Here is a 23,429-nt window from a genome sequence, read left to right as displayed (position 1 = left end):
GGGTGTGGTCAAGATCCCGACAAGACCGGGGTCGGGCCGCGCGTGCTTCCTATGGGCACCGGTTTTGTGGTGCTTGTGCGGGTGCTGAACATGACCACGACGACTGAAGTGAGCCCGAGGATCCAGACCGCGGCGATGAGGAGGCCCCCCGTTTCGTCGAAGGTGTCGGTGAGGCCGGTGTCGATGAGGACGCGGTAGGGCCCGTAGCCCGGGAGGAACGCTGCGGCGCCGGGTGGTTCCAGCCGCAGCATCGGGCTCTGCGTGATACCGAGATCCAGGAAAGGGATGACGAATGCGATCAGTACTCCCGTGACGCGTCCAAGGAGGAATCCGAGGCACATCCCCAGCAGTGCGTAGACGGCTCCGATCAGTAAGGTGCCGGCGATGAATCCCGCCCATTGACGGGCCGTGAACACCATGGCCGTGATTGTCAGGGATGCGGCCGCTGCGACGAGGACCGCGGCTGCGACCTCCTTGATGCGGCCGACCAGCAGTGCGGATCGGCGCATCCCGGCCTGGACCAGGCGGCGATCCCCATCACGGTTGTTGAGGGCGATGAACAGCCCAGCCACGGCGGCCAGCGAGGCCACCGCGATCGGCGCCATGGTTCCGGTGTGCGTGTCGGGCAGCCAGAACCGCATGTCGACCTCCTGCCCGCCGTCGATCACCCGCATCACGGAGAACCGCTCTTCGGTGATCAGTTTCGACAGCCAGATGAAGATCACCGGCACCGTTACGAGGAGGACCCAGAGGGCTGGGTTGCGTCGGTACTGTCGCATCCCCATCCGGAAGCTCTTCCCGACTTGCCCCGCCCAGCCCGGTCGATGCGAGCCGTCCGGGTGCCGAGCGTTGCGTGTCGCGCGCGTCAGGAGCAGTCCGCTCGACAGGAGGGCTCCGCCGACCCACACCAGTGCGATGGCGAGGTCGCCGAGGTTTCCCCCATGGCCCAAGGGCAGGTCCACCATCCACAGTGTGACGAAGTGGGTGGGCATCCAGCGGGTGATCTGCACCCGGTCGGGCGAGGTGAGCGCCGGTCCGAAGAACACGTCGAGGATCCAGACGAGCAGGATCACCACCGTGCCGTTGACCTGGTCCGTGACGACCGATCCGACCGCGGCGCCGATCCCGACGTAGATGACGGCGAACATCATCGTCCCGGCCGCGACGCGGAGCGGCTCGTCCACTGCGGTGCGCAGGAACAGCGTCGCCAGGGCCGCTGTGGAGGCCAGTGCAGCGATCAGCAGGCCGGTCGACATTCTGGCGACAACGAGGGCTGGGGCGGGGAGGCCCGCCAGGACCAGACGACGGTCCGCCGATCTCGCCTGGCCAACCTGGAAGAACATCGCCAGCGCCGCCAGGAACGCGGCGGCCCAGCCGGTGGTCGCGGTCTCGACTGCCCGGCCAGTGCCGCCCAGCAGTTTCGCGGCATCGGCCATCGGTTCCGCGGCCACCCACACGAACACGACCGGGATCAGAATCAGGACCACCAGGTTCACCGGGTTGCGGCCGTAGTCCAGGAGGAATCGGCGGGTCAGCACCCCGACCGCGGTCATTTCGGGGTCGCCTTCCCGTCACGCAGTTCGATGATGCGGTCGAACCGCGCCTCGTCGGCGATGAAATGACTGATCACCAGCACTGCCCGCCCGGATGAGCGCCCGCGCGCGACGAGCTCCCAGAACCGAAGATAGGTGTCCCAATCGAACCCGGCATAGGGCTCGTCCAGCAGCAGGACCGCCGGGTCCGGTAGCAGAGCCAGGGCAAGATTCAGTTTCGCGAGGGTGCCCCCGGAGAGCCGGTCCGCCCGCTCGTGCGCGTATCGCCCAAAGTCAAGTTCCTCGTACAAGGTTCCCTGCGCCCGGAGCCGCTCATCCCGGCTCATCCCGTAGGCCACCGCGAATAGCTCGAAATGTTCATCGCGCGTCAGGCGCTCGAACACCACCGGACGCTGCGGACAGTACCCCAAGGCCCCCTGCAGCTCCACGGCGCCGGCGTCGGCTGCCAACCCCCCGACCAGGATCTGCATCAGCGTCGATTTGCCTGATCCGTTCTCCCCGACCAGCCCGACGACCTCGCCGCGGCTCAGCGACAGTGACACACCGTCGAGCACATGGTTGCGCCGCACGAACGGCCACAGCCCCTGACGATAGGTCTTGGAGATCGCGGTCCCCGCGAGGACCACGTCCGCTCGAACGCCATCAGAAGAGGCGCCGCTTGAACCCATGTCGATCACCGCCTTCGAATCCCATGTGACTTTCACGCACCCGCCAGTGGGCTTCGCCAGACCGCCACAAGGGCCCATTCCTCAACGACCCGAGCCGTGGTGTGTCGGGTGACCCGTGGCGGCGCCACGACACCCCCAAGGGGTATGTCATCAGGGTAGGCACGCTCTAGTGCGGAGATCACCGTCAGGGGGTCAGGCTTCGGTCAAGTTTCCGGGCCTTACGGCCGCGACACCTCGTCCGGGCTGGGGACGGGGATCTTGACCAAACCTTGTCCGGGTCCTGCTCGTTGCTTGACGTGACCGGTTCAGACTGGGCACTGAGGCCGCGCGGTCACGTCGTGCGCCTGGAACTTCTTTGACGATGGGAGTGGGCTGTGTGGCCTGAGGTGTTCTCGATATTTGGTGTAGGGATCCAGTCCTATGGGCTGAGTAAGGCGCTGGCGCTGCTGGTCGGCGCGTATCTGCTGGGTCGAGCGTTCACGCGGATCGGCTACGACAAGGACTTGGCGCACTCGATCGCGTTGTGGGCGACAGTGTGGGGATTCGTCGGCGCCAAGGTGTACTACCTGATCGCGAACTGGGACAACCTCAGTTGGCACCTGTTCGGCGGCTCGGGGTTCGTCTGGTACGGCGGCCTGATCGCGGGGGCGATCGCGGTGATCGTGATGACCCGACGCCACGACCTCCCCCTTGGACGGGTGGCGGGCGCGATGGCGGCCCCGCTCTCGGTGGCCTACGGCATCGGCCGGATCGGCTGCTTCCTCGCCGGTGACGGCACGTACGGCACACCCACCGACCTGCCCTGGGGGATGGCGTTCCCCAACGGGGTGGTGCCGGTGAACGTGCCGGTGCATCCCGTCCAGCTGTATGAGGCCGCCGGCGCCTTCCTGATCGCCGGCATCCTGTGGGCGCTGGGTCGCAGGCTGCGACCGCTGGCCGTGTTCGGGTCCTACCTGCTGCTCAGCGGCGCGGCACGCCTGCTCGCCGAGGTCGTCCGGATCAACCCGCACGTCCTGTTGGGCCTCACCGAGGCGCAGCTGATCGGCATCGTCAGTATCATTCTGGGCGTCGCCCTGATCCTGCGAGACGCCTTCCACCCCGCAGTTGCGCCCTCAGATGCTCCTGTCGGCTCCGAATCGGCCGTCCTTAGCTCTCACCCGGTCGGGAGGTGAGCGGCGCCATGGACACGATCACCGAGCCGGCCACAGCCGTGAGGGGTGGTCGCGGGTTCTGGGGTGCGCTGTGGGCCGGGACCAGGGCCACCGTCGGCGCCCTGATGGGACTGGCGCCGCACGTGATGCATCACATCGGCTTCCTGGCCGGGGCCGCGTTCCTGACCGGGTTCCTCGGCAACTCGCTCCTCTATGTGGTCGGGTTGCTGCTGAGCATCCCGCTGCTGCGACGGCTGCGTCGCCGATTCGGCACCCGGAAGGCCCCCGCGATCGGGGTCGCGGTGTTCACCGCCCTGTTCGCCCTGTCCGCGTTCGTGATCGGGCCACTGTTCAACCCCGCCACCCCCAACCAACCAGACACGCCGTCACCGGCGGCCTCCGCCAGCGCGTCCGGCACCGAGGACCACGAGGGGCACCACAGCGCCTCGCCCACCCCATGATCAACACCACAATGAAATGAAAGGAAACCAAGCACATGTGCAATCACGAGCATGGACACCAGCACGGGAACCAGCAGGAGGCAGGCTGCTGCGGCGGTCACGCCGGCGGCGGTCAGGGTGGGGGCCATCACTGTCAACATGACGTGGTGGCGGGCCCAGGCGACGAGCTGGTCACCTGCACGGTCCGCGGGACCAGCACGCTGAAGTCCACCGCGGAGGCGGCGGGACTGTTCCGCGACGTCGAAGGCCAGCGGTTCTACTTCTGCTGCCGACGTTGCCAGGACCTCTTCGACGCCGAGCATCTCGCCAGCAACCCAGCCGCCTAACCCCGCCAGGTACGGCGTTCGCGCCAACCAGGGCAACCGACGAAGCGCCCGCCCAGCCACAACGGCTGGACGGGCGCCTCATCGCTTGCACGCCTGGGTTGGTCAGAGGCTGGTGAGCATCTCCTGCATCTCGGTGATCTCAGTCTGCTGGTCGGCGATGATCTTCTCCGCCAACATGAGAGCATCCGGGTTCTGCCCCTCGGCCAACTGCTGCTCGGACATCCCGATCGCACCCTCGTGGTGGGCGATCATGGCCTCGAGGAACGCCTGATCAAAGTCGGCGCCGGACATGCCGTCGAGTTGGGTCATCATCTCCTCCTGGCTCATTCCGTTCATGTCCATGCCGCCCATGTCCATGCCGCCATGCCCACCGGGGGAGACATCTTCACCCCAGGCGCTGAGCCAGGCGGTCATCTCCTCGATCTCCGGGCCCTGGGCCTCGGCGATCCGCTCCGCGAGGGCCACGACCTCGGGGGATTCGGCGCGTTCGATCGCCAGCTGAGACATCTCGATGGCGCCCTCGTGATGGATGATCATCATCTGCGCGAACGTGGTGTCCTGGTCGTTGTGGTCGGCGGACACCTCAGATGAGGCGCTCGCCGACGCCGACTCGGACTCAGTGGCCGTGGCGGAGGTGCTGCCTGTCGGGGAGGTGGTCGCCGCGGGGGGAGTGGCGCCCTGGTCCGCGCAGGCCGCCAGGGTGGCCGTCAGGACCAGCCCCGCCAAAGTGGCAGTGATCCGCTTAGTGCGTGTCATGAAAGATGCTCCATTCCTGGCCGACGGGGGCCGCCGGTCCTAACGTCGAGGCTATGAACGATCAGCTCAAGAGCCAACCCGTGTAAGGTCAAGAATCGATCAAGACCCGCTCAGGTGCTGGCGCGGTGGGCAGGTGCAGGGTGAAGATCGAGCCGTGTCCGGGGCCGGGGCTGGCGGCTGTCAGTGAGCCGCCGTGAGCCAGGGCGAGGCTGCGGGCGATGGTCAGCCCGATCCCGGAACCGCCCGCATCGCGGGCCCGTGCCGTGTCAGCGCGGTAGAACCGGTCGAACACCTTGGCGATCTGGTCGGGGGTCAGGCCATCGCCGGTGTCGGTGACCGTGATCACCACCTCGTCCCTGGACTCGCGTGCACTGATGTGCACGATCCCGCCGGCGGAGGTGTGCCGCAGCGCGTTGTCGAGGAGGTTGCCGAGTATCTGACCCACCCGCTGCGGATCCGCTGCGACGGAGCCCGGGTCCGAGTCCGCAGACAACGTGACTCCCTTGGCCTCGTATCGGGTGGCGACGGAGGCGACGGCGGGCTCGATGAGGTCCCAGACCGGCTGGGTATGGGTGTCGAGGGTGAATCGGCCTTCCTCGGCGCGGGATACGTCGTCGAGGTCGGCGGCGATCTTCTTGAGCCGGGCGGCCTGGAGGGTGAGCAGCTGTTGGCTGTCGTGGTCCCAGGGGACCACGTCGTCGATGACGGCCTCCAGCTCAGCGGTCAGGGTGGCCAGGGGCGTGCGGAGCTCGTGTGCCACGTCGGAGAGAAGCCGCCGTCTGCTGGTCTCGGTGGAGTCCAGGCGGCTCGCCATGTCGTTGAATGCGTCGGCGACGGCGTTGAACTCGGGACTGGTCGCGGTGTCTGGGACGCGCGCCTTGTAGTCGCCTGCCTCGACCAGGGCCGAGGCGGCGGTCAGCTGCTCCAGGGGGCGGCGGAGCCGCCTGGTCTCCAGCCAGGCCAGGCCGATAGCCAGCGTGAGTGCCACCACCAGTCCGATGCCCAGCGATCTGACGCCGGCCTCCAGGAACGCCTGCTCCACATGCCCCATCTCGGCGGTTCCGTCCAGGTGTCCCAGTTGCTGCAGGTGCTCGTGGAACAGCGGAGGCCCGACCACCATCGCGACCAGGGCGGCGGTGATCACACCGACCGCCACCACCAGCGCCTGGGTGAGGAAGGTGCGGGTGCCCCACCGCATCCGGCCGACGTAGCCTCTGAGCCGCATCATCCTCCTGCTCCCATCCGGTATCCGACGCCGCGGACGGTGAGGATGTAGCGCGGTTCCGTGGGGGGATCGTCGAGCTTCTTGCGCAGGTTCGCCACATGGACGTCGACGACGTGATCGTCGCCGACCCAGCCGGCGCCCCACACCGCGTCGATGATCTGGCGACGACTGAGCGCCACGTTGGGTCGAGCTGACAGTGCGTCGAGGATGTCGAACTCGGTGCGGGTCAGCCCCACCTGCTGGTCGTCGACCCAGACGTCGCGGCCTTCCGCGTCCACCCGCAGCCGTCCGAACTCGCGCGGCGCGGCCGGCTGTGTGCCGTGGGCCTGGCGGCGCGGGCGTCTCAGCACGGTGTTGACGCGGGCGACCAGTTCGCGGGGGCTGAACGGTTTGGTCAGGTAGTCGTCGGCGCCCACCGACAAACCGATCAGCTTGTCGACCTCGTCGGCCCGGGCGGTCAGCATCAGGATGTAGCAGTCGGAGAACAACCTGATCTGGCGGCACACCTCGATCCCGTCAATGCCAGGCAGACCAAGATCAAGAATGATCACGTCGGGATCCAGCTCCTGCGCCGAACGGACCCCGTCCGGGCCGGTGTAGGCCAGGGACGTGTCAAACCCTGCCTTGTTCAGGTAGGACGCGACGATCCCCGCCAGCGGGCGCTCGTCATCGACCACCAACACACTCGACCTGCGGGGCTCAGCCATACAGCCATTATTGCCACACGCCCACCCGCCAACCTGCCTCGATCGACCTCTCCGGGGGTGTTCTTGGCCGAACCTTGACCCCGCCTGAACCGTTCCCTGATCTACAGGGTTGAGGCTGGAAGGGTGAACGAGATCCCGGCACCTGCCTTGGCGGCCGCCCCGACCGATGTGGTGGACGTCACCCTGGTCACCACCCCGGCCTGCCACTTCTGCGACGACGCCCACCAGCGCCTCCACTCCCTGGACCGCGCAGGACTGCTGCGGCTGACGGCGGTGGAGGCGGAGTCCCCGCGAGGTCAGGCCCTGATCGCCGAGCACCGGCCTGGGAGTTTCCCGCTGACGCTGGTGGCGGGCAGCTTTTTCCACGCCGGCCGCATTCCGCGTGGCAAACTCGCGCGGCTCGTCGACCACCTGGGTGCCCGCTGATGGGCGCCGACCTGCTCAGCGCCGGCGGGATCCTGGCGGCCTTCCTCGCCGGCGGGGTGGCGCTGTTCGCCCCGTGCTGCATCGTGTTCCTCGCCCCCAGCTATCTGGCCGCGGCCGCGAAGAACCGCCGCTGGAGACTGATCCCGCTGACCTTCGTGTTCGCCGCCGGCCTCGCGCTCGTTCTGGTCCCGATCACGATGGGCGTCAGCCTGATCGCCGGCGCCATCGCCAAGTACCACGTCGTTCTCTACTGGGCCGGCGGCCTGTTGATGATCGGACTCGGCCTGCTCGCGTTGTCGGGGGCGATGTGGTCCATGCCGTCGTTCCTCCGCGCCCCCGATACCGCCCGCGGTGACACCGCCACCTTCTTCAGCCTCGGCGTGTTCTCCGGCATCGCCTCCAGCTGCTGCGCACCCGTCCTCGCCGGGGTGATGACCCTGTCGGCGCTGTCGGGCTCGCCCGTGGGTGGGCTGGTGCTCGGTCTGGCCTACGTGTTCGGGATGGTGATCCCGCTGTTCGTGATGGCGCTGCTGTGGGACAAACGGCCCGAAAGGATGCGCCGCCTCCGCGCCAAGCCCATCCGGATCAGCCTGGGGCGCTTCATGCTGGCTACCAACACCGTCAACCTGCTGGTCGCCGTCGGGTTCGTGATCATGGGCATCCTGGTGATCGGCCAGGCCGGCGCCACCGAGATGACCGGTGCCGACGCCCCTCTCGTGGGCATGGGCGCCTGGCTCTCCGAGGTCTTCGCCTGGCTGATCGCGATCACCGCCCCCATCCCCGAAACCGTCCTCGGCCTCGCGCTGCTCGCCCTGGTGGCCGTGTTCGTCGTAGCCACCCTCCGCGACCGCCGACACGCCCAACCAGTGGCCTCGGCCCACGAATGCTGCGACACCGAAACCTCACAGACCCCTGCGCCTGAGGAGACCGGCGCACCGACCATCCCCTCCCAGGAGCCCCGATGACCCCCACCACCACACCGGCACCCTCCCGCCGCGAGCAACTCAAAGCCCGCCAACAGGCCGAGACTCAGCGCGACAAGAGGCGCCGCACCTGGACCCGGATCATCGGCGCACTGGTCACTGTGATCGTCGTGGCCGTCGTCGGCTACGGGCTGTGGACCGCCATCCCCGAGCAGGGCGACACCCAGCGCCTCGCACCCGACTTCACCCTCACCACCACAGCCGGCACCTCAGTGACCCTCAGCGACCAGCGCCCCAACCCGGTGCTGATCTACTTCAACGAAGGCGCCGGGTGCGCCTCCTGCACCATGCAGATGGCCGAGATCGAGAAGAACCCCGGATTCGCCGAGGCGGGCATCGAGGTGCTGCCCATCGTCATGAACAGCGCCGACCAGATCCTGCCCGACCTGCAGCAGTTCGGCGTCACCACCCCCTATCTCCTCGACGACGGGACCGTGTCGAAGGCGTACGACGTCCTCGACAAGGGCATGCACCCCGGGATGCCCGGTCACGGCTTCGTCCTCATCGACGGCGACGGCGTCCAACGCTGGAATGGCAACTACCCCTCCATGTGGCTCGACCCCCAAGAGCTCCTCGACGAGGTCACCACCCGCCTCCAGTGATGCCTTGGGGGTCCACCGGATCAGCCCTGCGGGCGTGGTGCGCTCCAGTTTTCGCGAGCACCACTACGTGAGTTCGCCCGCTGGCTGATCGAGAGGCAGCCGTTGGTGTCCCGGTCAGGGCTCTATGCCAGGCCGGCATCAGCCTGGCAGTCCCAGCCCTGTGTGGCGGCGCAAGTGCCTGTAGGTGTCATAGCTGGGTTGACGGGCAAGTCGGTCCCCTTCCTGCCGTCAGGGCTGCGAGTTCCTAGTAGCAGGGCCCAGCGGTCGTCGGACGCGTCAGCGCACTGGTAGCACTTGAGGAACTCTTTCATTTGGGCGATTCCTTTTCCAGCGCTTCGATGAGGTCCGTGCAGACGCGATGTTCACCTCCTCCTGGCGGAGCTACGCGGGGTAACATCGATCCCTGGGCCGAGGCAGCAAGCTGGAACATCGCTGGATTCGCGGTCTTCGGTGTGGTGGCCTGGTGGCTGGGGCGCCGTCTTCGCATCGCCACGGTCGCCCCCTGACCACGGTGAGCACCGTCCTGGCCATGTGGGTTGGGGTATCACCAACCCGTGGCTCCGGAGGTGAGCCGGCGCCCGAAGCATGGGATCGGAGGTGCTGGCCAACGTGATGAGGGTTTCCTTCGGGTGCCCCATGTTCACAGGATGGTCCCGAATGTTGAGGCCCACTGTCGCAGGTAGGCAACGAGGATGGCCCACAGGCCGGTGACCATGGATATCCCAACCACAATGAGCAGCCCACCACCGGCACGCTGCAGGGCGCGTTGGTGGCGCTTGAGCCACTCGAAATGGGGAACGAATGTGGTGAACGAAGCCGCGAAGGCGAGGAAGGGCAGGCCAAGGCCGATTGCGTAGCAGAAGGCCAGCAGCCCGCCACGGGCGGCCGAGCCCTCGTTGAGGGCGAGGGTGAGAACCACAGACAGGGTGGGGCCGATGCAAGGGGTCCAGCCGAGGCCGAAGGCTATCCCGAGTAGGGGGGAGGCGAGGGCTCCGGCGCGGGCGGTTTGCGGGCGTCGCTGCGCGGGCAGGGGGATCCAGCCGAGGAAGCCCAGCCCCATCAGGATGATCAGGATTCCGGCAGTGATCGTGATGATGCGCTCGTAGGTGAGTAGGACGGCTCCGAGGCCACCCAGGAGGGCCCCTGTGAGGACGAAAACGACGGCGAACCCGAGCACGAATCCCAGGGTTCCCAGGAGCAGGAGTCGTCGGTTGCCGGTTCCTTGAGTGATCTCGTGGGCCCCAAGACCAGAGGCAAACGACAGGTAGCCCGGGAGCAGGGGCAAGACGCAGGGCGAGGCGAAAGAGATGACACCGGCGAGCATGGCGACAGGGATCCCCAGGAGCAGTGACGATGACATCGCTTGGCTTACCCAGGACTCGAGAGGGATCATTCCGCCGCCGTGACGTCTTCGATGATGCCGACCAACGTCGAGGCGGTGGTCTCACCGAGTATCCGTGCAGCGACCCGCCCTTCAGAATCGATGACCAAAGTACTGGGGATAGCCTTGGGTGGAAGCTGCCCGAACTCGAGCAGGAGCGCACCGTCGGGGTCGTAGATGTTGGGGTAGGGGATGTCGAAGGCCCGAACGAACGCCTGCGCCGGGGCCGGGTTGAGGTCGCGGGTGTTTATGCCGATGAACTGCACCCCCGGCAGTTGGGCGGCCGCTTCGACGAGGGCGGGTGCTTCAGACCGGCAGGGGGCGCACCATGATCCCCAAACGTTGAGCACCAGGAGTTGGCCCGGGAAGTCTGCAGTGGTCAGCGGTGCACCGTCCAAGGTTTCCCCGGCCAGCTCTGGGGCCGATCGCCGCTGCTCGGCAGGGACAATGGTCACTGAACCGTCACCTCCTTGAAAACCTGCTGAGTCAAACACTCCCGCCTGGCCCGATCCACTTGAGCAACCGGTCAGGATCATCACGGTGAGGACCAAGGCGAGGTGACTCACCCACCGGGCTGAGGGGTGGCGCCCTGACTGTCTCATGTCTGACCTTCCTTGATTCTCGGCGGTGGATGGGCGCCCTCGGGGAGGTGTGCGATGCCCGATCCTACGTCCTTCCGCCGTGTTCACGGCGTCGACTGCCAGCCTTCGTCGGGGCCAACCGGATTCCCATGAGCGTTGTTTCAGTGGTGTGAGTGGCGTTCCAGTGCGCTATGGGAGGGGGCTTCGATCTGGAAGGTGGAGTGTTCGACGCTGACGCCGAAGTGTTCGGCGACGCAGGTTTGGAGGTCCCGAAGCTTCTGGGAGACGTGCCCCTGCGTGAAGCAGGATTCGTCGACGACGACATGGGCGGTGAGGACCGGTAGCCCGGTGGCGATGGTGGAGGCGTGCAGGTCGTGCACCCCGATCACGTGCGGGACCTGAAGGATGTGCCGGCGGACGTCGTCGAGCTTCAGGCCTCTGGGGGTGGATTCGAGCAGGATCCCCCCGGCTTCCTTGAGGATCGTGATCGCGCGGGGGACGATCAGGGCGGCGATCAGCATCCCGGCGATGGCGTCGATCCGGGTCCATCCGGTGAGCGAGATGACGATCGCGCTGATAATGACCGCCACGGATCCGAGGGCGTCGTTGACCACTTCGAGGAACGCGGCACGCATGTTGAGATTCGCGGCGCGGCCCGCGCCCAGGACAAGCATGGCGACGATGTTGCCGACGAGTCCGACGATCCCGAACACCAGCAGCCCGCCGGCGGTGACCTCTGCCGGGTCGAAGAGCCGACGGACCCCTTCGATGAAAGCGTAGATCCCGACGGCGAGGAGGATCGCGGACTGGGCGCCGGCAGCAAGCACCTCCGCGCGACGGTAACCCCAGGTCCGCTCCGGTGTGGGCGGCCGCAGGGCCAGGGAGGCGGCGATCAGTGCCATCAGCAGGCCGGAGGCGTCAGTGAGCATATGCCCGGCGTCGACGAGGAGGGCGAGGCTGTTGGTCCACCATGCGCCGATGACCTCGGCGATCAGGATGGTGGCGGTGATCCCGAACGCGATCGCCAGCCTGGTCCGGTTGGTCCCCGGATTCGCGTGGGTGTGGTCGTGGGTGTCGCTCATGCTGGGACCATCGCGGGTTCTGACCGACGGATAGGTGCGGTGATCGGGGACAGGGCGGTGCTGCGTCCTGCCCGGATGCCGTTGCCGATCACGAATACCTCCGCGACTTCGTGGACGAGGACGACGGCTGCCAACCCGAGTACTCCGAAGAGCCCGACTGGGATGAGGATCGTGATGAGTGCGATCGAGAGGATCACGTTCTGGAGCATGATGCGACGGGTACGTCGGGCGTGGTCCAGCGCGTGGGGGAGCAGCCGTAGGTCGTCGCCCATCAGCGCCACGTCGGCGGTCTCGATGGCCACGTCACTGCCCATCGCCCCCATCGCGATGCCGACGTCGGCGGTGGCGAGCGCGGGGGCGTCGTTGACGCCGTCGCCGACCATCGCTGTCGAGTGGCCTTCCCGGCGGAGCCGCTCGATGATCGCGGACTTGTCCTCGGGGCGCAGGTCGGCGTACACCTCGCTGATCCCGGCCTCCCGTGCGATGGCGCGCGCGGTTGCGCCGTTGTCGCCGGTGAGCATGACGATGGTGTAGCCGTCCGCGCGGAGTTGCGCGATGACTTCGGGGGCTTCTGGGCGTAGTTCGTCGCGGACGGCGATCGCTCCTACGGGGATGCCGTCGACTTCCACGATGACTGCGGTGGCGCCGGCGTCCTGCATGCGGGTCACGTGCGCGGTCAGTGGGCCGGGGTCGATCCAACCGGGGCGTCCCAGCCGGAGGCTGCGCCCGTCCATGCGGCCGGTGAGCCCGGATCCGACCTCGGCGGTCACCTCATCGGCTGCGCGCACGTCGTCGGCGGCTGCCAGGATTGCGCGGGCGAGCGGGTGTTCGCTTCGCGCCTCGAGCGCGGCGGCCAGGCCGAGTACTTCGGCTGGGCAGTAGCCGTCGGCGGGTGCGACGTCGGCGACGGCCGGCTGGTTGCGGGTCAGGGTGCCGGTCTTGTCCAGGGCGATGGTGCGGACCTTGCCGAGGCTCTCCAGTGCGGCGCCCCCCTTGATCAGGATCCCGCGACGGCTGGCCGCGCCGATGGACGCCACCGCGGTCACGGGAACGGAGATCGCCAGCGCACACGGGGAGGCGGCCACCACCATCACCAGGGCCCGCTGCAGCCACACCGCCGGTTCCCCGAGCAGGAAGCCCGCCATGACGGTCAGGGTGGCGGCGATCAGGATGCCCGGCACCAGGGGCGTGGCGATCCGGTCGGCCAGCCGCTGCGTGTCGCCCTTCCGGGACTGCTCGGCCTCCACGATGTGCACGATCCGGGCAAGAGAGTTGTCCCTGGCCGCGGCCGTGACCTCGACCTCGAGGACGCCGGAGCCGTTGACGGAACCGGCGAACACGGGGTCCCCTGGGCCCACCTCGACGGGCATCGATTCGCCGGTGATGGCGGAGGTGTCCACCGCCGTCCTGCCGGCCCGGATGTCACCGTCGGTGGCCACCCGCTCGCCCGGCTTCACGATCATCAGATCCCCGACCACCAGATCGTCGGGGCTCAGCACCACATCCCGACCGTTGCGCCTGATCGTCGCCTCACGCGGAACCAGACCCAGCAGCGCCCACAACCCGCGTCTGGTCTTGGCCAGCGAGTAGTCCTCCAAACCTTCGGCCAGGGAGAACAGGAAGGCCAGCATCGCCGCCTCCTCGATCTGCCCCAGAGCAGTTGCGCCGACTGCGCCGATGGTCATCAGGAGCCCGACCCCGACCTTGCCGCGCGCCAGCCTCTTCAACGCTCCGGGCACGAACGTCGACGCCCCCACCAGAAGCGCCGCGACGCTCAACACCAGCTCGGCAACCTCCCAGCCCAGCAGTCCGGAGACGAAGCCGGCCAGCAGCAGCACCCCAGAGGCCAGCCCGAACTGGATGTCGCGGACCTGCCACAGATGCTCCACCGCGTCGTCATCATCACTGCTGGCGCCTGCGGGTGCCTCGCACCCGCAGGCGCTCTCGCTGTTTGCGGTGTTCCCGTGTTCGCGTCCGCTGATCGCTGGCCTGTTCATCGCTGGGCCTCCGCCCCGTGGGCCTTCAACAGATCGGGGGAGGGGTTCGTGGTGGTGCCGACCCCATAGTTCGGACACAGCGCCACAGCCTGCCCGCTCGACTCAAGCAGGCGCTCCGCGGCCGACAACATGGCCAGCAGTTCCTGGGCCGCCACCAGCGAGAACACCGACGCGCGTCCCTCCGGCCGCGACGACACGAGGCCGCACTCTCGCAGACACGCCAGGTGGGCGCTCACCGTCGACTGCGCCAACCCGAGATGTGCAGTCAGATCCCGCACCCGATGCTCGCCCAACGTCAGGTGTTGAAGAATCGCCAGCCGCGAAGGATCGGACAAGCCGTGGAAGAAGGCAGCCGCCACCGACAGATCCCCGACTTCAGACACATCCTTGATCGTCTTTGTTATCGTCATGTGACGATGCTAACAGACGAGGATCGTGTCACTTTCGCCCCGCCACCTCGGGATCTTCTTGATCTAATCTTGACTAAGCGTGTGACTAGCGCACTCAGCGATTGCGGCATTCTGGTTGGACGACATGTCCGAAACGGTGCCGCGGTACATCGCGGACACCACGACTTCCTTGAAGACACATAGCTCCTGGAGACCCATGCGCCGCCATCATCTGACCATTCGTATCGCTGTGCCGCTCGCCGCCGTCTTGGCGCTGTCGGCTTGCTCAACCCCGGAGGTTGCCGAGACCCCGCGAGATTCCGTGTCGACGGCGGCGCCGAGCGTCGCGGCGGGGGACGCGGGGGCGTTGCTTGCGGCGCACGGGTTGGTGGGGAAGAGCGGCTCCGAGGTCGTGGAGGCGCTCGACCGGCTCGACGCTCAGCGCCCGCTGCCGCTGGCCGCGTCGGTGCGCTACGACGAGGTACTGCTCAGCGACGGCACCATCGAGGCCTCGATGCCCCTCGACGGTGATGAGTTCTACCTGTCGATCGCGCCGTACGAGACCACCACTCATGAGTGCTACTTCCACAACCTCGGCACCTGCCGAGGGGAATTGGCTGAGGCGGACGTGAAGGTGACGATCACCACCGATTCAGGTGAGGTGCTCGTCGACGAGGACGCGACCACCTACGCCAACGGCTTCGTCGGTTTCTGGATCCCCAAGGACCTCGCGGGCGTCGTCGTCGTCACCAAGGACGGGAAGCGCGCCGAGAGCCGCTTCTCCTCCGACGCTGAGGGCCCCACCTGCCTGACCACCTTGCAGCTTCTATAGTCCTGGGGGTGAGCCCGCCGTGGACGCGCCTGGGGCCATCCCTGACCGTTGGTGAGGTGGTGACAGTGAGGGTTGGTTTCATCGCTCGTCGCGTCCTGATGCGGCGTTGCGGGCCTCGAGTCAGCGGGATCCCCGCCCGGGCTGGGTGCCTGGCGGGGATCGCGTGACGAGCCGACCGATCTGGTCAGGAGGAGTGGTGAGCCTCCATGCCGGAGAATCCCTGATGCATGCCGGGGTTGCGCGTGCCGTCGAAGCCCATGTCTGACTGGGCCATCATGCGGACGTGGCTGGCGAACTCGCGTCCGGTGGTGGGCTCGGCCGCTCCGGCGGTGGCGGCGGTCATCGCGACCACCGCCGCGGCGGCGGTAACGAGGGCAGCGATCTTGCGCGTGGTGATCATGTGGTCTCCTTCATGTCGGTGCCGGTCGATCCGGCCGATAAGACCACTGTCCCGCGACAATGTATAGATCCGTTCAACTATCCCCTCCGCTTTTGATCAAGAAGTCTGAGGGCCTGGGTCCCACGATTCAGAGTGGGGCTTGGGCAGGCGATCGGCGGCGACATCCTGGTGCTTGGCTCAACGCTCGTCGGTGTCTTGTTGCATCTGGGTGAGGAAGTGCTCGCCGCGTGCGGGGTAGGTGCGTGGACTCGGGTGAGCCTACTCTTCGCCAGGGCCAACTCCCGGACGGGCCTGGCCTGAGCTTTCTGGTCGTAGCCACCTGTATCCCAAGCCAGAAGCAGGCGCCTCCTGTCCCTCCACCATGCTGAGCCACTCCACGGGTGGATCAAGGCTCAGGGAGTTGGTGTTGCTAGTTCCGCCTGCCTTCAGTGGCGGGTTCGCCGGGAACCGCTGGCAGGGAGGGTGATCGTGAATCGGGCGCCGGTGCCGGGGCCGGCACTGTCCGCGGTGAGGGTCCCGTGGTGGGCCTCGACGATGGCGCGGGCGATGGTCAGCCCAAGGCCGGAGCCAGGGCTGTCCGCAGCCTTCGCGAAGCGGCGAAAGATCTGCCCCGCTTCGGCCGGGGTGAGGCCGATGCCGGTGTCGGTCACTGTGATGACCGCCGCGTCCCCGGACGGGCTGGGCCGACCGGCCATGGTGACGGTGCCGCCGGCCGGGGTGCAGCGGAGCGCGTTGTCGAGCAGGCTGCCGAGGACTTCCTGGATTCGTTCGGGGTCGACCAGCACGCGAGGAGTGCTGTCAGCGACGGAGGCGTCAAGCCGGACGCCGGCGGACCGGTAGCACTCCGAATGCGCCCCAACGGCCGCGTCGATCAAGCTGGGGACAGGAACGGGTTCGGCGCTGAGGAGCAGTTGACGTTCCTCGGCGCGGGAGACGACCTCGAGGTCGGCGACGAGGCGGCGGAGCCGGGTGCTCTGGGCGGCGAGGGTGTCCCAGGTTTGGTGGTCGGCGGGCAGCACGTCGTCGCGGACGGCCTCGATGGTGGCTTCGATGGAGGCGATGGGCGTGCGGAGCTGGTGGGCCAGGTCGGCGGTGAGTGCGCGGCGGGTGTCCTCGGTGGCCTGGAGTCGCTCGGCCAGCTCGTTAACCGACGCGGCCAGGGTGGCGAACTCGGGGCCCATGCCGGGATCGAGCACGCGGGCGTCCAGGTCTCCGTCCGCCAGTCGACGGCTGGTGTCAGCCGCGTCCCACACAGGAGCGGCGAGCCGGCGGGCCACCACCCAGCTGATTGTTGCGGCCGTGAACGCCGCGGCAGCGATGCCGATCCCCACGGCCACGAGGACGGCGTCCTGAACCGCCATGAGAATGTGTTGGAGGGCGTCTGAGTCGGTCGCGACGCCCGCCCTGTCCAGGTGGAGCTGGAACACCGACGGGGTGACCAGGAGCACCACTACGAGCACTGTGCCGGCGCCGGCCAGGATGACGAGCACGTTGTTGAGGAGGAGTCGGGGGGCCAGGGCGAGTCGTGCCAGTCGCGGCTCCTTTCGGTGGGCGGTCATCCCGGGCCCATCCGATAGCCGACCCCACGGACGGTGAGCACGTAGCGGGCGTCGCGGGGGTCGTCACCGAGCTTGCGACGCAGGTGGCCGACGTGGATGTCGACAAGGTGCTCGTCGCTCGCGGCCGAGCCCGTCGTGTCCTTCCAGACGCGGTCGAGCAACTGTTGGCGGGTGAACACGATGCGGGGACTCCCGCTCAACGCCTCCAGCAGGTCGTACTCGGTGCGCGTCAACGCCACCAGTGAGCCGGCAACCCGCACTTCGCGCGCCGGAACGTCCACCGTCAGGTCCCCGAAGACGCGTGCCTCCGGGGCTTCCTGTGCTGTGGCGCCGGCTGGGGTCCGCGGTCGCCGTAGCAGCGTCCTGACCCGCGCGACCAGTGCTCGGGCGGAGAAGGGTTTGGTGACGTAGTCGTCGGCTCCCACCGCGAGCCCGATGAGCATGTCCACCTCGTCGGCGCGCGCGGTCAACATCAGGACGTAGCAGCTGCTGAACGTCCGCAGCTGCCGGCACACCTCGACGCCGTCCATGCCGGGCAGCCCCAGGTCGAGCACAACCACGTCAGGCTCTGATTCCCGCGCGAGTGCGAGCGCCGTCTCGCCGTCGCCGGCGGTGCGCACGGTGAACCCATCCGTGGTCAGGTAGCCCTCCACCACCCTGACCAGGCTGGGTTCGTCGTCGACCACCAGGACGCTCGGCTGCTTGTCAGAACCCACGCTCAAGCGTCCTCCTCAGCGACGAACTCGCCGTGCCACGTGTGGTACCAGACCGCCCCGGTGGTGGCGTTGACCGACAGCATGCCCACTGTTGTACCGCCCGAGGCGGTGTCGAGGGTGTAGTACCCCGGATACTCCATGGCCGTCCCTGCCGCCGTCTCACCGGCGGCATTTGCCTGCAGCCATCGGTTGGCGATCGTGTCGGCCTCATCAGCGGACATGGCCGCGGTCCGGCTGCCGGTGTTCCACATCATGGCCGGCCCGTACTCGGTGGACACCGCGCCGGTTGCCGGGTCCACGAGCACCTCGGTGGTGGCCTCACCGGAGGCGTCCCTCAACTCGACGTAGAAGTTGTTGGTGAACTGCATCACCTCGCCCGGTATGAGCCCACTGACCGCCGCAGCCTGCGTCGCGCGAGCCCTTGCCTGGGTGATGGTGTCGACCCGGACGCCGTCGCCGGCCAGCCACACCCCGCCGCCCATCATGGAGCCGCTCATCATGGAGCCGCCCCCGGCGCCCATCATTCCGCCCGACGGTCCGACCCACCCGCGACCGTTGGCTCCCATCATCGGACCATGCCCGTCCCAGTTCGGCGCGACACCGGCAGCGCCAGGGTAAGGGCGAGCACCTCCCCAAGCGGCCAAGACCACCGAGCCTACGAACAGCACGCTCGCGACCACCAACACCAGCCACGCCAGCCAGCGTGGGCCGGCCTGAGTCAGGCCCCGCCCAGTCATCGGCGTTCACCCCGGGCCGAGGCCAGCGCAGCCCGCTGCACCTGATACGTCTCGACGTCAATCTCGCCGCGGGCGAACCGACGATCCAGGATCTCCTCCGGCGTCTCCGGCCCGGGCTGCATGCCGCCACCGTAGGGGCGCGTTGGCAAGAGCCTGGTCACCGCCCACACCACCAGACCGATCAGCACCGCCCACAGCAGCACCATACCGACCATGCCGCCCCACCCCATACCGCCAAAACCGCCGTAACCCATCATGTCTATCCTCCTGGACCGAGTGGGTGGTCCCGTGACCACCCGATGCAACAAGCTTGACCGTCACGTGTAAGGATCCTCGCGCCTGCGGAGTAAAGATTCCCTCTACATCCATCCATGCATCGGTTCCGTCACCCCCAATGTCGGATGTGGAACTGCGGGCCGAGAAGCGGCTGCCATTTCGAGGACCGCCCCGTCGATCAGGATGGAGGGTCGCCCAGCCGGGTCAGTGCTCCGCGTGGCCGCCCTCGGCTCCGGTGGCGTAGTCGGGGACGGTGACGCTGGTAGTGGCGGGCCCGGGCGTAGGCGATTGAGGGCTGTAGCTGATGCCGTTTGGCTTGTCGCCCACAGACACAGTCGAGACGGTCTGGTTGGTCGACAGGTCGATCACGGAGACCGTGTCGTCATAGAGGTTGGTCACCCAGGCCCGCTGCCCGGTCGGTTCGACAACCACCCCGTGCGGGCCAGCCCCCGCGGCGATGGTGTCCTCGATGGTCATGGAGGCCGAGTCGATCACGGACACGGTACTGCCAGGGGCGCCCTCGGTTCCCTGGTCGGCCGACAGCAAGCGGGTCCCGTCCGCGGTCAGGTACAGCTGGACCGGCGGCGACGGAACCGACACCGATCCCGTGACCTTCTGCTCCACCAGGTCGACCTTCACCACAGAACTGGACCCGACCAGGCTCACGTAGGCGTACCGCCCGTCCGGTGCGACAGCGACCTGCGGAGGGGAGTCCCCGACCGGGATCGTCGCGGTGACTTCATAGGTGTCAGTGTCGACCACGTCGACAGTGCCCGCTGTGGTGTTGGCCACGACCACCGCCGCACCGTCCGGGGTGGGACGCAGGCCGTGCGGCCCGGCACTGAGGTCAACGGTGGCCCGGAGCTCCAGCGACTCGGCGTCGTAGACGCTCAGCGTGTCATCCCCCGAGTTGGTGACAAGGACCTGCTCACCATCAGGACTAACGACCACATGCGCAGGGCTCACACCGGTCGGAGCGGTCCCCAACAGCTCATACGTCGCGGCATCCAGCGCCACCACAGCGTTGGCGTGACCACTGACAGCCCAGACCGTGCCACCATCAGGGCTCACCTGAACATTGTGAGGACTCTCGATCCCGCTCACCGTGGTCACCACGACACCGGTGTCCGCGTCGATGGCCGACAAGGAATCACCGTCCTCGTTGGCAACCCACACCGTGCCCCGGATCGCCATCGGCTCCTGAGGTCCGGTGCCTCCCTCACCGGCAGCGCCCTCGTCGCTCTGCGTAGCGGCGGCACTGCTCAACGGCGCAGCCGAACCGGCAGCCGGTGCATCCTGCCCACAGGCAGTCAGCGTCAAGGCGGCCATCACAAAGACGGTGAGGAACAAGGGGCGGCGCAGACCGCCGTGGGAAACGAGCACGTGATTTCTCCTAATAACATGTAGAAATGTAGGACCACTATGACGCCTCGTTCGTCTGCCTTCGATGCTCATCCGGTCAAGGTTCCGTCAAGGACACATCGCCTACCCGGGGAAGTCCCGCGAGGCATTGGTTCTCGCTGGGCGGCGGCAAGCCGCTCTACCTCTGACGCACGTAGATCCACCCGCGTATTACATCGGATTATCCAGAGAATCCGATGTAATAACCGGTAGGATCCAGGCATGGCCACCCGACGCCGACACCAACTCGTCACCCGCGATGACGTGCCGCTGCCCCCGTACGAGTGGGGCCACGACCGCTCCGGGGCGAAGTCGGCGTGGGGTGTGAACCTGCCGATCTCTGAGCGTCACGATCTGCAGCTGATGGCCCAGCGCGGCACCGCCGGCCGCTGGACCTGGACGCTCACCATCTACCGCACCGGCAGCACCGATCTGGTGACCCGCATTGCCCGCGGCGTCCAGCCCACCCTGACAGCCGCCAAACCGGCCGCCGAGGCCGCCGCCCGCGCCTGGCTCGCCGAGCAACTCGAGCTACCTGACGAGTCGAATGCCTGAGGGGCACCCAGGGTCCCTGGACAGTGCGGCTGGTCTGGTCGCCGTTGATCATCAGGCGGGGGTGCTGCTGCCGGAGGACCTGTCGTTGGATGCGGCCGAGGCCGCGTTCGCCTCGGCGTCGCGGGCCTCGTCGACGCTGCGCGGGTACCGCTCCGACTGGACCGAGTTCGTCACCTGGTGCCGCGACAACCACCACATCGCGCTGCCCGCCACCGACCTCGCGATCTCCCGCTACATCTCGGCGCTGGCCACCGCCGGCGCGAAGGTCGGCACGATCAGCCGGCGTCTGTCGACGATCCGGTTCGCCCACAAGGTCCGTAACCATCCCGACCCCACCCAGACCGCACGCGTGATCGCCGTCTGGGAAGGGATCCGCCGCCAGCTCGGCGCTCCCCCGGACCAAGCGCGCCCCCTCATGCCCCCGCTCCTTCTCGACGTCGTTGATGCCTGCCCGGCGATGACGAAATGGAAGACCCGCGACGATGAGCCCTCGCTCAGCGGAATCCGGGACCGGGTACTCCTGCTGGTCGGGTTCGTGTCCGCGCTGCGCGCCTCCGAACTCGCCGCCCTCGAGGTCGACCAGATCAAACCCCACGAACGGGGCCTGGTGATCGAGCTCACCCACTCCAAAACCAACCAGACCGGCGACCTTGAGCTCGTGGTCCTCCCCTGGGGCGCCCGCCAGGACTACTGCCCCGTCACCGCACTCCGCAACTGGCTCACCGCCGCCGGCATCACCGAAGGCCTGGTCTTCCGGTCCATCTCCAAAGGCAACCGGGTCAGTGCCCGTGGCCTCTCCCCCGACGGACTGTCCCGCCTGGTCACCCAAGCTGTCACCCGCGCCGGTCTCGACGCCACCGGCTTCTCGGCGCACTCCCTGCGGGCAGGGTTCGTCACCTACGCCGCGAAACGCGGCGCCACCTCCCTGCAGATCGCCAGACAGACCCGCCACAAGGACCTCGCCTCCATCGGCATCTACACCCGCATCGAAGACGCCTGGGAAGAAAACGCAGCCACCCAACTCCCCCTCTGAAGAGGTCGGCGGACTTGATCACGTCGAGCTCGAACCGTCGAGACGTCCACCCGGGTTCCGCCGGAGGCCCCGCGGCTGGCGCACTCCCCCGCACTTCACGCTCATGCCGACGAGCGGACGTCGGGAACTGCCGAGTTGCGCAAAGTTCCAGGGGACGCTTCCCCGCGCTCCCTTTTCGTTATACGATTTGTGCATGGTCAGTGACGAGCAGATCCAGAAGTGGGCCGACGAAGCAGAGGCTGGCTACGACCCGGAGAAGCTGTTGCGGCGAGGACGCGGCCGTCCGGGTCGCGGCGCTGAGCCGTCGCAGGTGATCGCGGTGCGCCTGACGCCCGAGGAGCTCGCCGAGCTGGACGCGGCAGCTGAGCGGGATCACGTGTCGCGCTCGGAGGCGATCCGTCGCGCCTTGGCCGGCTACGCCGCGTGAAGGTTCACCCGAGCGCACTCAAGCACGGCATCGCTCAGGAGGATGCGGTGCAGGCCGCGTACTGGTCGTTGTGGATTGAGCCCCTTGACGAGGATGAGTGGCCGCACCGGGAACTGCGGCTCGGGTTCGATACCGCGGCTCGGTTGCTGGAGACGGTTGTCCTGGTTTTCGAGAGCGGGGAAGAGATGGTCATCCACGCCATGCCTGCCCGCAAGCAGTACTGGGACCTACTGCCATGACTAGCTGGGCACAGAAGCACGCTCGCTCATGCCGCGTTCCCAAGGGTGAAGAAGGCACGCTCAACCAGTCCGGCGCTTGGAACGAGGCGCGGTGCGGCTGGCGGGGACGGACTCCCGGGCTCTACTTGTTCGGTGAGGGGGGATGGTCCATGCTGTAGGCATGAAGAAGCCTTCCCCCTTCCCCGCCCGAATTGCTGTAGCCTTCTTGGCCGCAGCGGGAATCATGCTGACGGTCCCTACCCTCGCCCACTTACTCCTCGGAGGCCCTAACGAGACGCCGTTGGCGTGGTCCAGCCTTTCGCTGGCTTGCACTGCTCTGGCAGCTGTAGCCGGGGTCACGTTGCTGGCTTGGCGTCCGCCGTCTGGATGGGCGACCGTCTTGGCCGTGGGCGTGACGGCTGCGGCGATGACTCTACTTCCGATCAGCATGCTGTGGGATGATCGAGGGTGGTGGGGAGTACTCGTTTTCTACCTTGTGGTCTATGGGGTTTACTTCGCAATCGTCCCGGCTTTGATGACTGCGGCTATCGTGCTCCATGGCCGTCACGGCCTGCGCTTACGCAGGCCGGTGCGCGCTTCGTATTAGCAGGATCGGTGGTTGCTGCGTCCGGCGAGCACTCCATGGTGTTTGCAGCCGGGGATCCGAGAGTCTCTCCAGCCTGAATCCGTGGATTGGCTTTCGGACGGGTTTCTGGAGGGCATGGTCCCGGTGTTTTGACGCTGTTGTGATTTTGGGCGTGATGGATCTGCTGGTTTGCCCAGCTTTTCCACTTTGTTTGGTTCCTTGGGTTTGGCCTGGCGGGGGCGGGATGGGCAGGTCAGGCTGATAGTGGTGGCCCGGTGGTGGAGGGGAACACGCTTCGCCAGAGTTGTAGCCATTGGGGTGCCCATGGCCAATGCTCGGGCAGGTGGAGCCAGGGTCGGCGTTGTGGACGGGCCAGTCGTGCAGGCACGTTGATGATCTGG

The 23,429-nt window shown here is 67.4% G+C and carries 27 protein-coding genes; 11 read left to right on the top strand and 16 right to left on the bottom strand.

Annotation, left to right across the window (positions count from 1 at the left end; translation table 11 throughout):
- Window positions 1-8 precede the first annotated feature (8 nt).
- Both BUC15_RS07690 and BUC15_RS07685 read right to left on the bottom strand, forming a co-directional pair.
- Window positions 9-1,553 (bottom strand): ABC transporter permease, encoded by a 1,545-nt coding sequence (locus BUC15_RS07690; RefSeq protein ID WP_073186936.1) that lies wholly within the window; start codon window positions 1,551-1,553, stop codon window positions 9-11.
- Window positions 1,550-2,257 carry an ATP-binding cassette domain-containing protein gene (locus BUC15_RS07685; RefSeq protein WP_226965965.1) on the bottom strand — a complete coding sequence of 236 codons (708 nt, stop codon included), beginning with the start codon at window positions 2,255-2,257 and terminating at the stop codon, window positions 1,550-1,552. Before BUC15_RS07685 ends, BUC15_RS07690 begins: the two co-directional genes overlap by 4 nt.
- Window positions 2,258-2,607: 350 nt before the next feature.
- Between BUC15_RS07685 and BUC15_RS07680 the strand changes: the two genes are divergently transcribed.
- The 3 genes from BUC15_RS07680 to BUC15_RS07670 all read left to right on the top strand — a co-directional run bounded on the left by BUC15_RS07680 (window position 2,608) and on the right by BUC15_RS07670 (window position 4,159).
- Window positions 2,608-3,393 (top strand): prolipoprotein diacylglyceryl transferase, encoded by a 786-nt coding sequence (locus tag BUC15_RS07680; RefSeq protein ID WP_217652160.1) that lies wholly within the window; start codon window positions 2,608-2,610, stop codon window positions 3,391-3,393.
- 8 nt (window positions 3,394-3,401) lie between these two features.
- Window positions 3,402-3,833 (top strand): hypothetical protein, encoded by a 432-nt coding sequence (locus BUC15_RS19880; RefSeq protein ID WP_175558271.1) that lies wholly within the window; start codon window positions 3,402-3,404, stop codon window positions 3,831-3,833.
- Between the two features lie 146 nt (window positions 3,834-3,979).
- Entirely contained in the window at window positions 3,980-4,159 is a 180-nt protein-coding gene (locus tag BUC15_RS07670; protein ID WP_068752814.1) for a hypothetical protein, read from the top strand.
- A gap of 102 nt (window positions 4,160-4,261) precedes the next feature.
- Here BUC15_RS07670 and BUC15_RS07665 read toward each other — a convergent pair whose 3' ends face one another.
- The 3 genes from BUC15_RS07665 to BUC15_RS07655 form a co-directional block, all read right to left on the bottom strand.
- Window positions 4,262-4,915 carry a DUF305 domain-containing protein gene (locus tag BUC15_RS07665; RefSeq protein WP_073186934.1) on the bottom strand — a complete coding sequence of 218 codons (654 nt, stop codon included), beginning with the start codon at window positions 4,913-4,915 and terminating at the stop codon, window positions 4,262-4,264.
- A gap of 88 nt (window positions 4,916-5,003) precedes the next feature.
- A complete protein-coding gene (locus BUC15_RS07660; RefSeq protein WP_217652159.1) occupies window positions 5,004-6,143 on the bottom strand; it encodes a sensor histidine kinase in 1,140 nt (379 codons plus the stop codon).
- A complete protein-coding gene (locus tag BUC15_RS07655) occupies window positions 6,140-6,847 on the bottom strand; it encodes a response regulator transcription factor (RefSeq protein ID WP_073186932.1) in 708 nt (235 codons plus the stop codon). The genes BUC15_RS07660 and BUC15_RS07655 overlap by 4 nt, the downstream gene beginning before the upstream one ends.
- A 123-nt stretch (window positions 6,848-6,970) precedes the next feature.
- On the opposite strand from BUC15_RS07655, the gene BUC15_RS07650 reads away from it, so the two are divergent.
- Genes BUC15_RS07650 through BUC15_RS07640 form a run of 3 tightly spaced genes read left to right on the top strand, consistent with a single transcriptional unit; the run spans window position 6,971 to window position 8,858 of the window.
- Window positions 6,971-7,273: a glutaredoxin gene (locus tag BUC15_RS07650; protein WP_217652158.1), complete on the top strand. Its 303-nt coding sequence runs from the start codon at window positions 6,971-6,973 to the stop codon at window positions 7,271-7,273.
- Window positions 7,273-8,238 (top strand): cytochrome c biogenesis CcdA family protein, encoded by a 966-nt coding sequence (locus BUC15_RS07645; RefSeq protein WP_084189438.1) that lies wholly within the window; start codon window positions 7,273-7,275, stop codon window positions 8,236-8,238. Before BUC15_RS07650 ends, BUC15_RS07645 begins: the two co-directional genes overlap by 1 nt.
- Complete coding sequence (locus tag BUC15_RS07640; RefSeq protein ID WP_073186931.1) at window positions 8,235-8,858, top strand: peroxiredoxin family protein; 624 nt, start codon at window positions 8,235-8,237, stop codon at window positions 8,856-8,858. The genes BUC15_RS07645 and BUC15_RS07640 overlap by 4 nt, the downstream gene beginning before the upstream one ends.
- A 640-nt stretch (window positions 8,859-9,498) precedes the next feature.
- On the opposite strand, the gene BUC15_RS07635 is transcribed toward BUC15_RS07640, so the two are convergent.
- The 5 genes from BUC15_RS07635 to BUC15_RS07615 form a co-directional block, all read right to left on the bottom strand.
- Window positions 9,499-10,251 (bottom strand): cytochrome c biogenesis CcdA family protein, encoded by a 753-nt coding sequence (locus BUC15_RS07635; protein WP_073186930.1) that lies wholly within the window; start codon window positions 10,249-10,251, stop codon window positions 9,499-9,501.
- On the bottom strand, window positions 10,248-10,841 hold the full coding sequence (locus BUC15_RS07630; protein WP_073186929.1) for a TlpA family protein disulfide reductase: 594 nt from the start codon (window positions 10,839-10,841) through the stop codon (window positions 10,248-10,250). Before BUC15_RS07630 ends, BUC15_RS07635 begins: the two co-directional genes overlap by 4 nt.
- A 140-nt stretch (window positions 10,842-10,981) precedes the next feature.
- The gene (locus tag BUC15_RS07625; RefSeq protein WP_073186928.1) at window positions 10,982-11,902 is read right to left on the bottom strand and encodes a cation diffusion facilitator family transporter; all 921 of its coding nucleotides are present in this window, start codon (window positions 11,900-11,902) and stop codon (window positions 10,982-10,984) included.
- A complete protein-coding gene (locus tag BUC15_RS07620; RefSeq protein ID WP_073186927.1) occupies window positions 11,899-13,899 on the bottom strand; it encodes a heavy metal translocating P-type ATPase in 2,001 nt (666 codons plus the stop codon). Before BUC15_RS07620 ends, BUC15_RS07625 begins: the two co-directional genes overlap by 4 nt.
- Complete coding sequence (locus BUC15_RS07615) at window positions 13,896-14,309, bottom strand: ArsR/SmtB family transcription factor (RefSeq protein ID WP_068752806.1); 414 nt, start codon at window positions 14,307-14,309, stop codon at window positions 13,896-13,898. The genes BUC15_RS07620 and BUC15_RS07615 overlap by 4 nt, the downstream gene beginning before the upstream one ends.
- Window positions 14,310-14,505: 196 nt before the next feature.
- Here BUC15_RS07615 and BUC15_RS07610 point away from each other — a divergent pair, with 196 nt between their 5' ends.
- Complete coding sequence (locus BUC15_RS07610) at window positions 14,506-15,120, top strand: CueP family metal-binding protein (RefSeq protein ID WP_073186926.1); 615 nt, start codon at window positions 14,506-14,508, stop codon at window positions 15,118-15,120.
- Window positions 15,121-15,304: 184 nt separating this feature from the next.
- On the opposite strand, the gene BUC15_RS07605 is transcribed toward BUC15_RS07610, so the two are convergent.
- The 6 genes from BUC15_RS07605 to BUC15_RS07580 all read right to left on the bottom strand — a co-directional run bounded on the left by BUC15_RS07605 (window position 15,305) and on the right by BUC15_RS07580 (window position 20,191).
- Window positions 15,305-15,520: a hypothetical protein gene (locus BUC15_RS07605; protein WP_068752804.1), complete on the bottom strand. Its 216-nt coding sequence runs from the start codon at window positions 15,518-15,520 to the stop codon at window positions 15,305-15,307.
- A 425-nt stretch (window positions 15,521-15,945) separates the two neighbouring features.
- Entirely contained in the window at window positions 15,946-17,079 is a 1,134-nt protein-coding gene (locus BUC15_RS07600; protein WP_068752803.1) for a HAMP domain-containing sensor histidine kinase, read from the bottom strand.
- Window positions 17,076-17,795 carry a response regulator transcription factor gene (locus tag BUC15_RS07595; RefSeq protein ID WP_245787919.1) on the bottom strand — a complete coding sequence of 240 codons (720 nt, stop codon included), beginning with the start codon at window positions 17,793-17,795 and terminating at the stop codon, window positions 17,076-17,078. Before BUC15_RS07595 ends, BUC15_RS07600 begins: the two co-directional genes overlap by 4 nt.
- A gap of 2 nt (window positions 17,796-17,797) precedes the next feature.
- Window positions 17,798-18,532, bottom strand: coding sequence for a hypothetical protein (locus BUC15_RS07590; RefSeq protein ID WP_217652156.1), 735 nt, complete (start codon window positions 18,530-18,532; stop codon window positions 17,798-17,800).
- Window positions 18,529-18,789 (bottom strand): SHOCT domain-containing protein, encoded by a 261-nt coding sequence (locus tag BUC15_RS07585; protein WP_068752802.1) that lies wholly within the window; start codon window positions 18,787-18,789, stop codon window positions 18,529-18,531. Before BUC15_RS07585 ends, BUC15_RS07590 begins: the two co-directional genes overlap by 4 nt.
- Before the next feature lie 223 nt (window positions 18,790-19,012).
- Window positions 19,013-20,191, bottom strand: coding sequence for a YVTN family beta-propeller repeat protein (locus tag BUC15_RS07580; RefSeq protein ID WP_217652155.1), 1,179 nt, complete (start codon window positions 20,189-20,191; stop codon window positions 19,013-19,015).
- 240 nt (window positions 20,192-20,431) lie between these two features.
- Here BUC15_RS07580 and BUC15_RS07575 point away from each other — a divergent pair, with 240 nt between their 5' ends.
- The 4 genes from BUC15_RS07575 to BUC15_RS07560 all read left to right on the top strand — a co-directional run bounded on the left by BUC15_RS07575 (window position 20,432) and on the right by BUC15_RS07560 (window position 22,463).
- Window positions 20,432-20,764, top strand: coding sequence for a hypothetical protein (locus BUC15_RS07575; RefSeq protein WP_073186925.1), 333 nt, complete (start codon window positions 20,432-20,434; stop codon window positions 20,762-20,764).
- Entirely contained in the window at window positions 20,757-21,797 is a 1,041-nt protein-coding gene (locus BUC15_RS07570) for a site-specific integrase (RefSeq protein WP_073186924.1), read from the top strand. The genes BUC15_RS07575 and BUC15_RS07570 overlap by 8 nt, the downstream gene beginning before the upstream one ends.
- Window positions 21,798-21,990: 193 nt before the next feature.
- The gene (locus BUC15_RS07565) at window positions 21,991-22,224 is read left to right on the top strand and encodes a ribbon-helix-helix domain-containing protein (RefSeq protein ID WP_073186923.1); all 234 of its coding nucleotides are present in this window, start codon (window positions 21,991-21,993) and stop codon (window positions 22,222-22,224) included.
- Entirely contained in the window at window positions 22,221-22,463 is a 243-nt protein-coding gene (locus BUC15_RS07560) for a toxin (protein ID WP_073186922.1), read from the top strand. The genes BUC15_RS07565 and BUC15_RS07560 overlap by 4 nt, the downstream gene beginning before the upstream one ends.
- Window positions 22,464-23,429: the final 966 nt, after the last annotated feature.

The organism is Tessaracoccus bendigoensis DSM 12906, from assembly GCF_900141915.1.
GTDB classification, from domain to species: domain Bacteria; phylum Actinomycetota; class Actinomycetes; order Propionibacteriales; family Propionibacteriaceae; genus Arachnia; species Arachnia bendigoensis.
The sequence above is the reverse complement of the archived record's forward strand: the minus strand, read 5'-3'. Positions and strand labels throughout refer to the sequence as shown.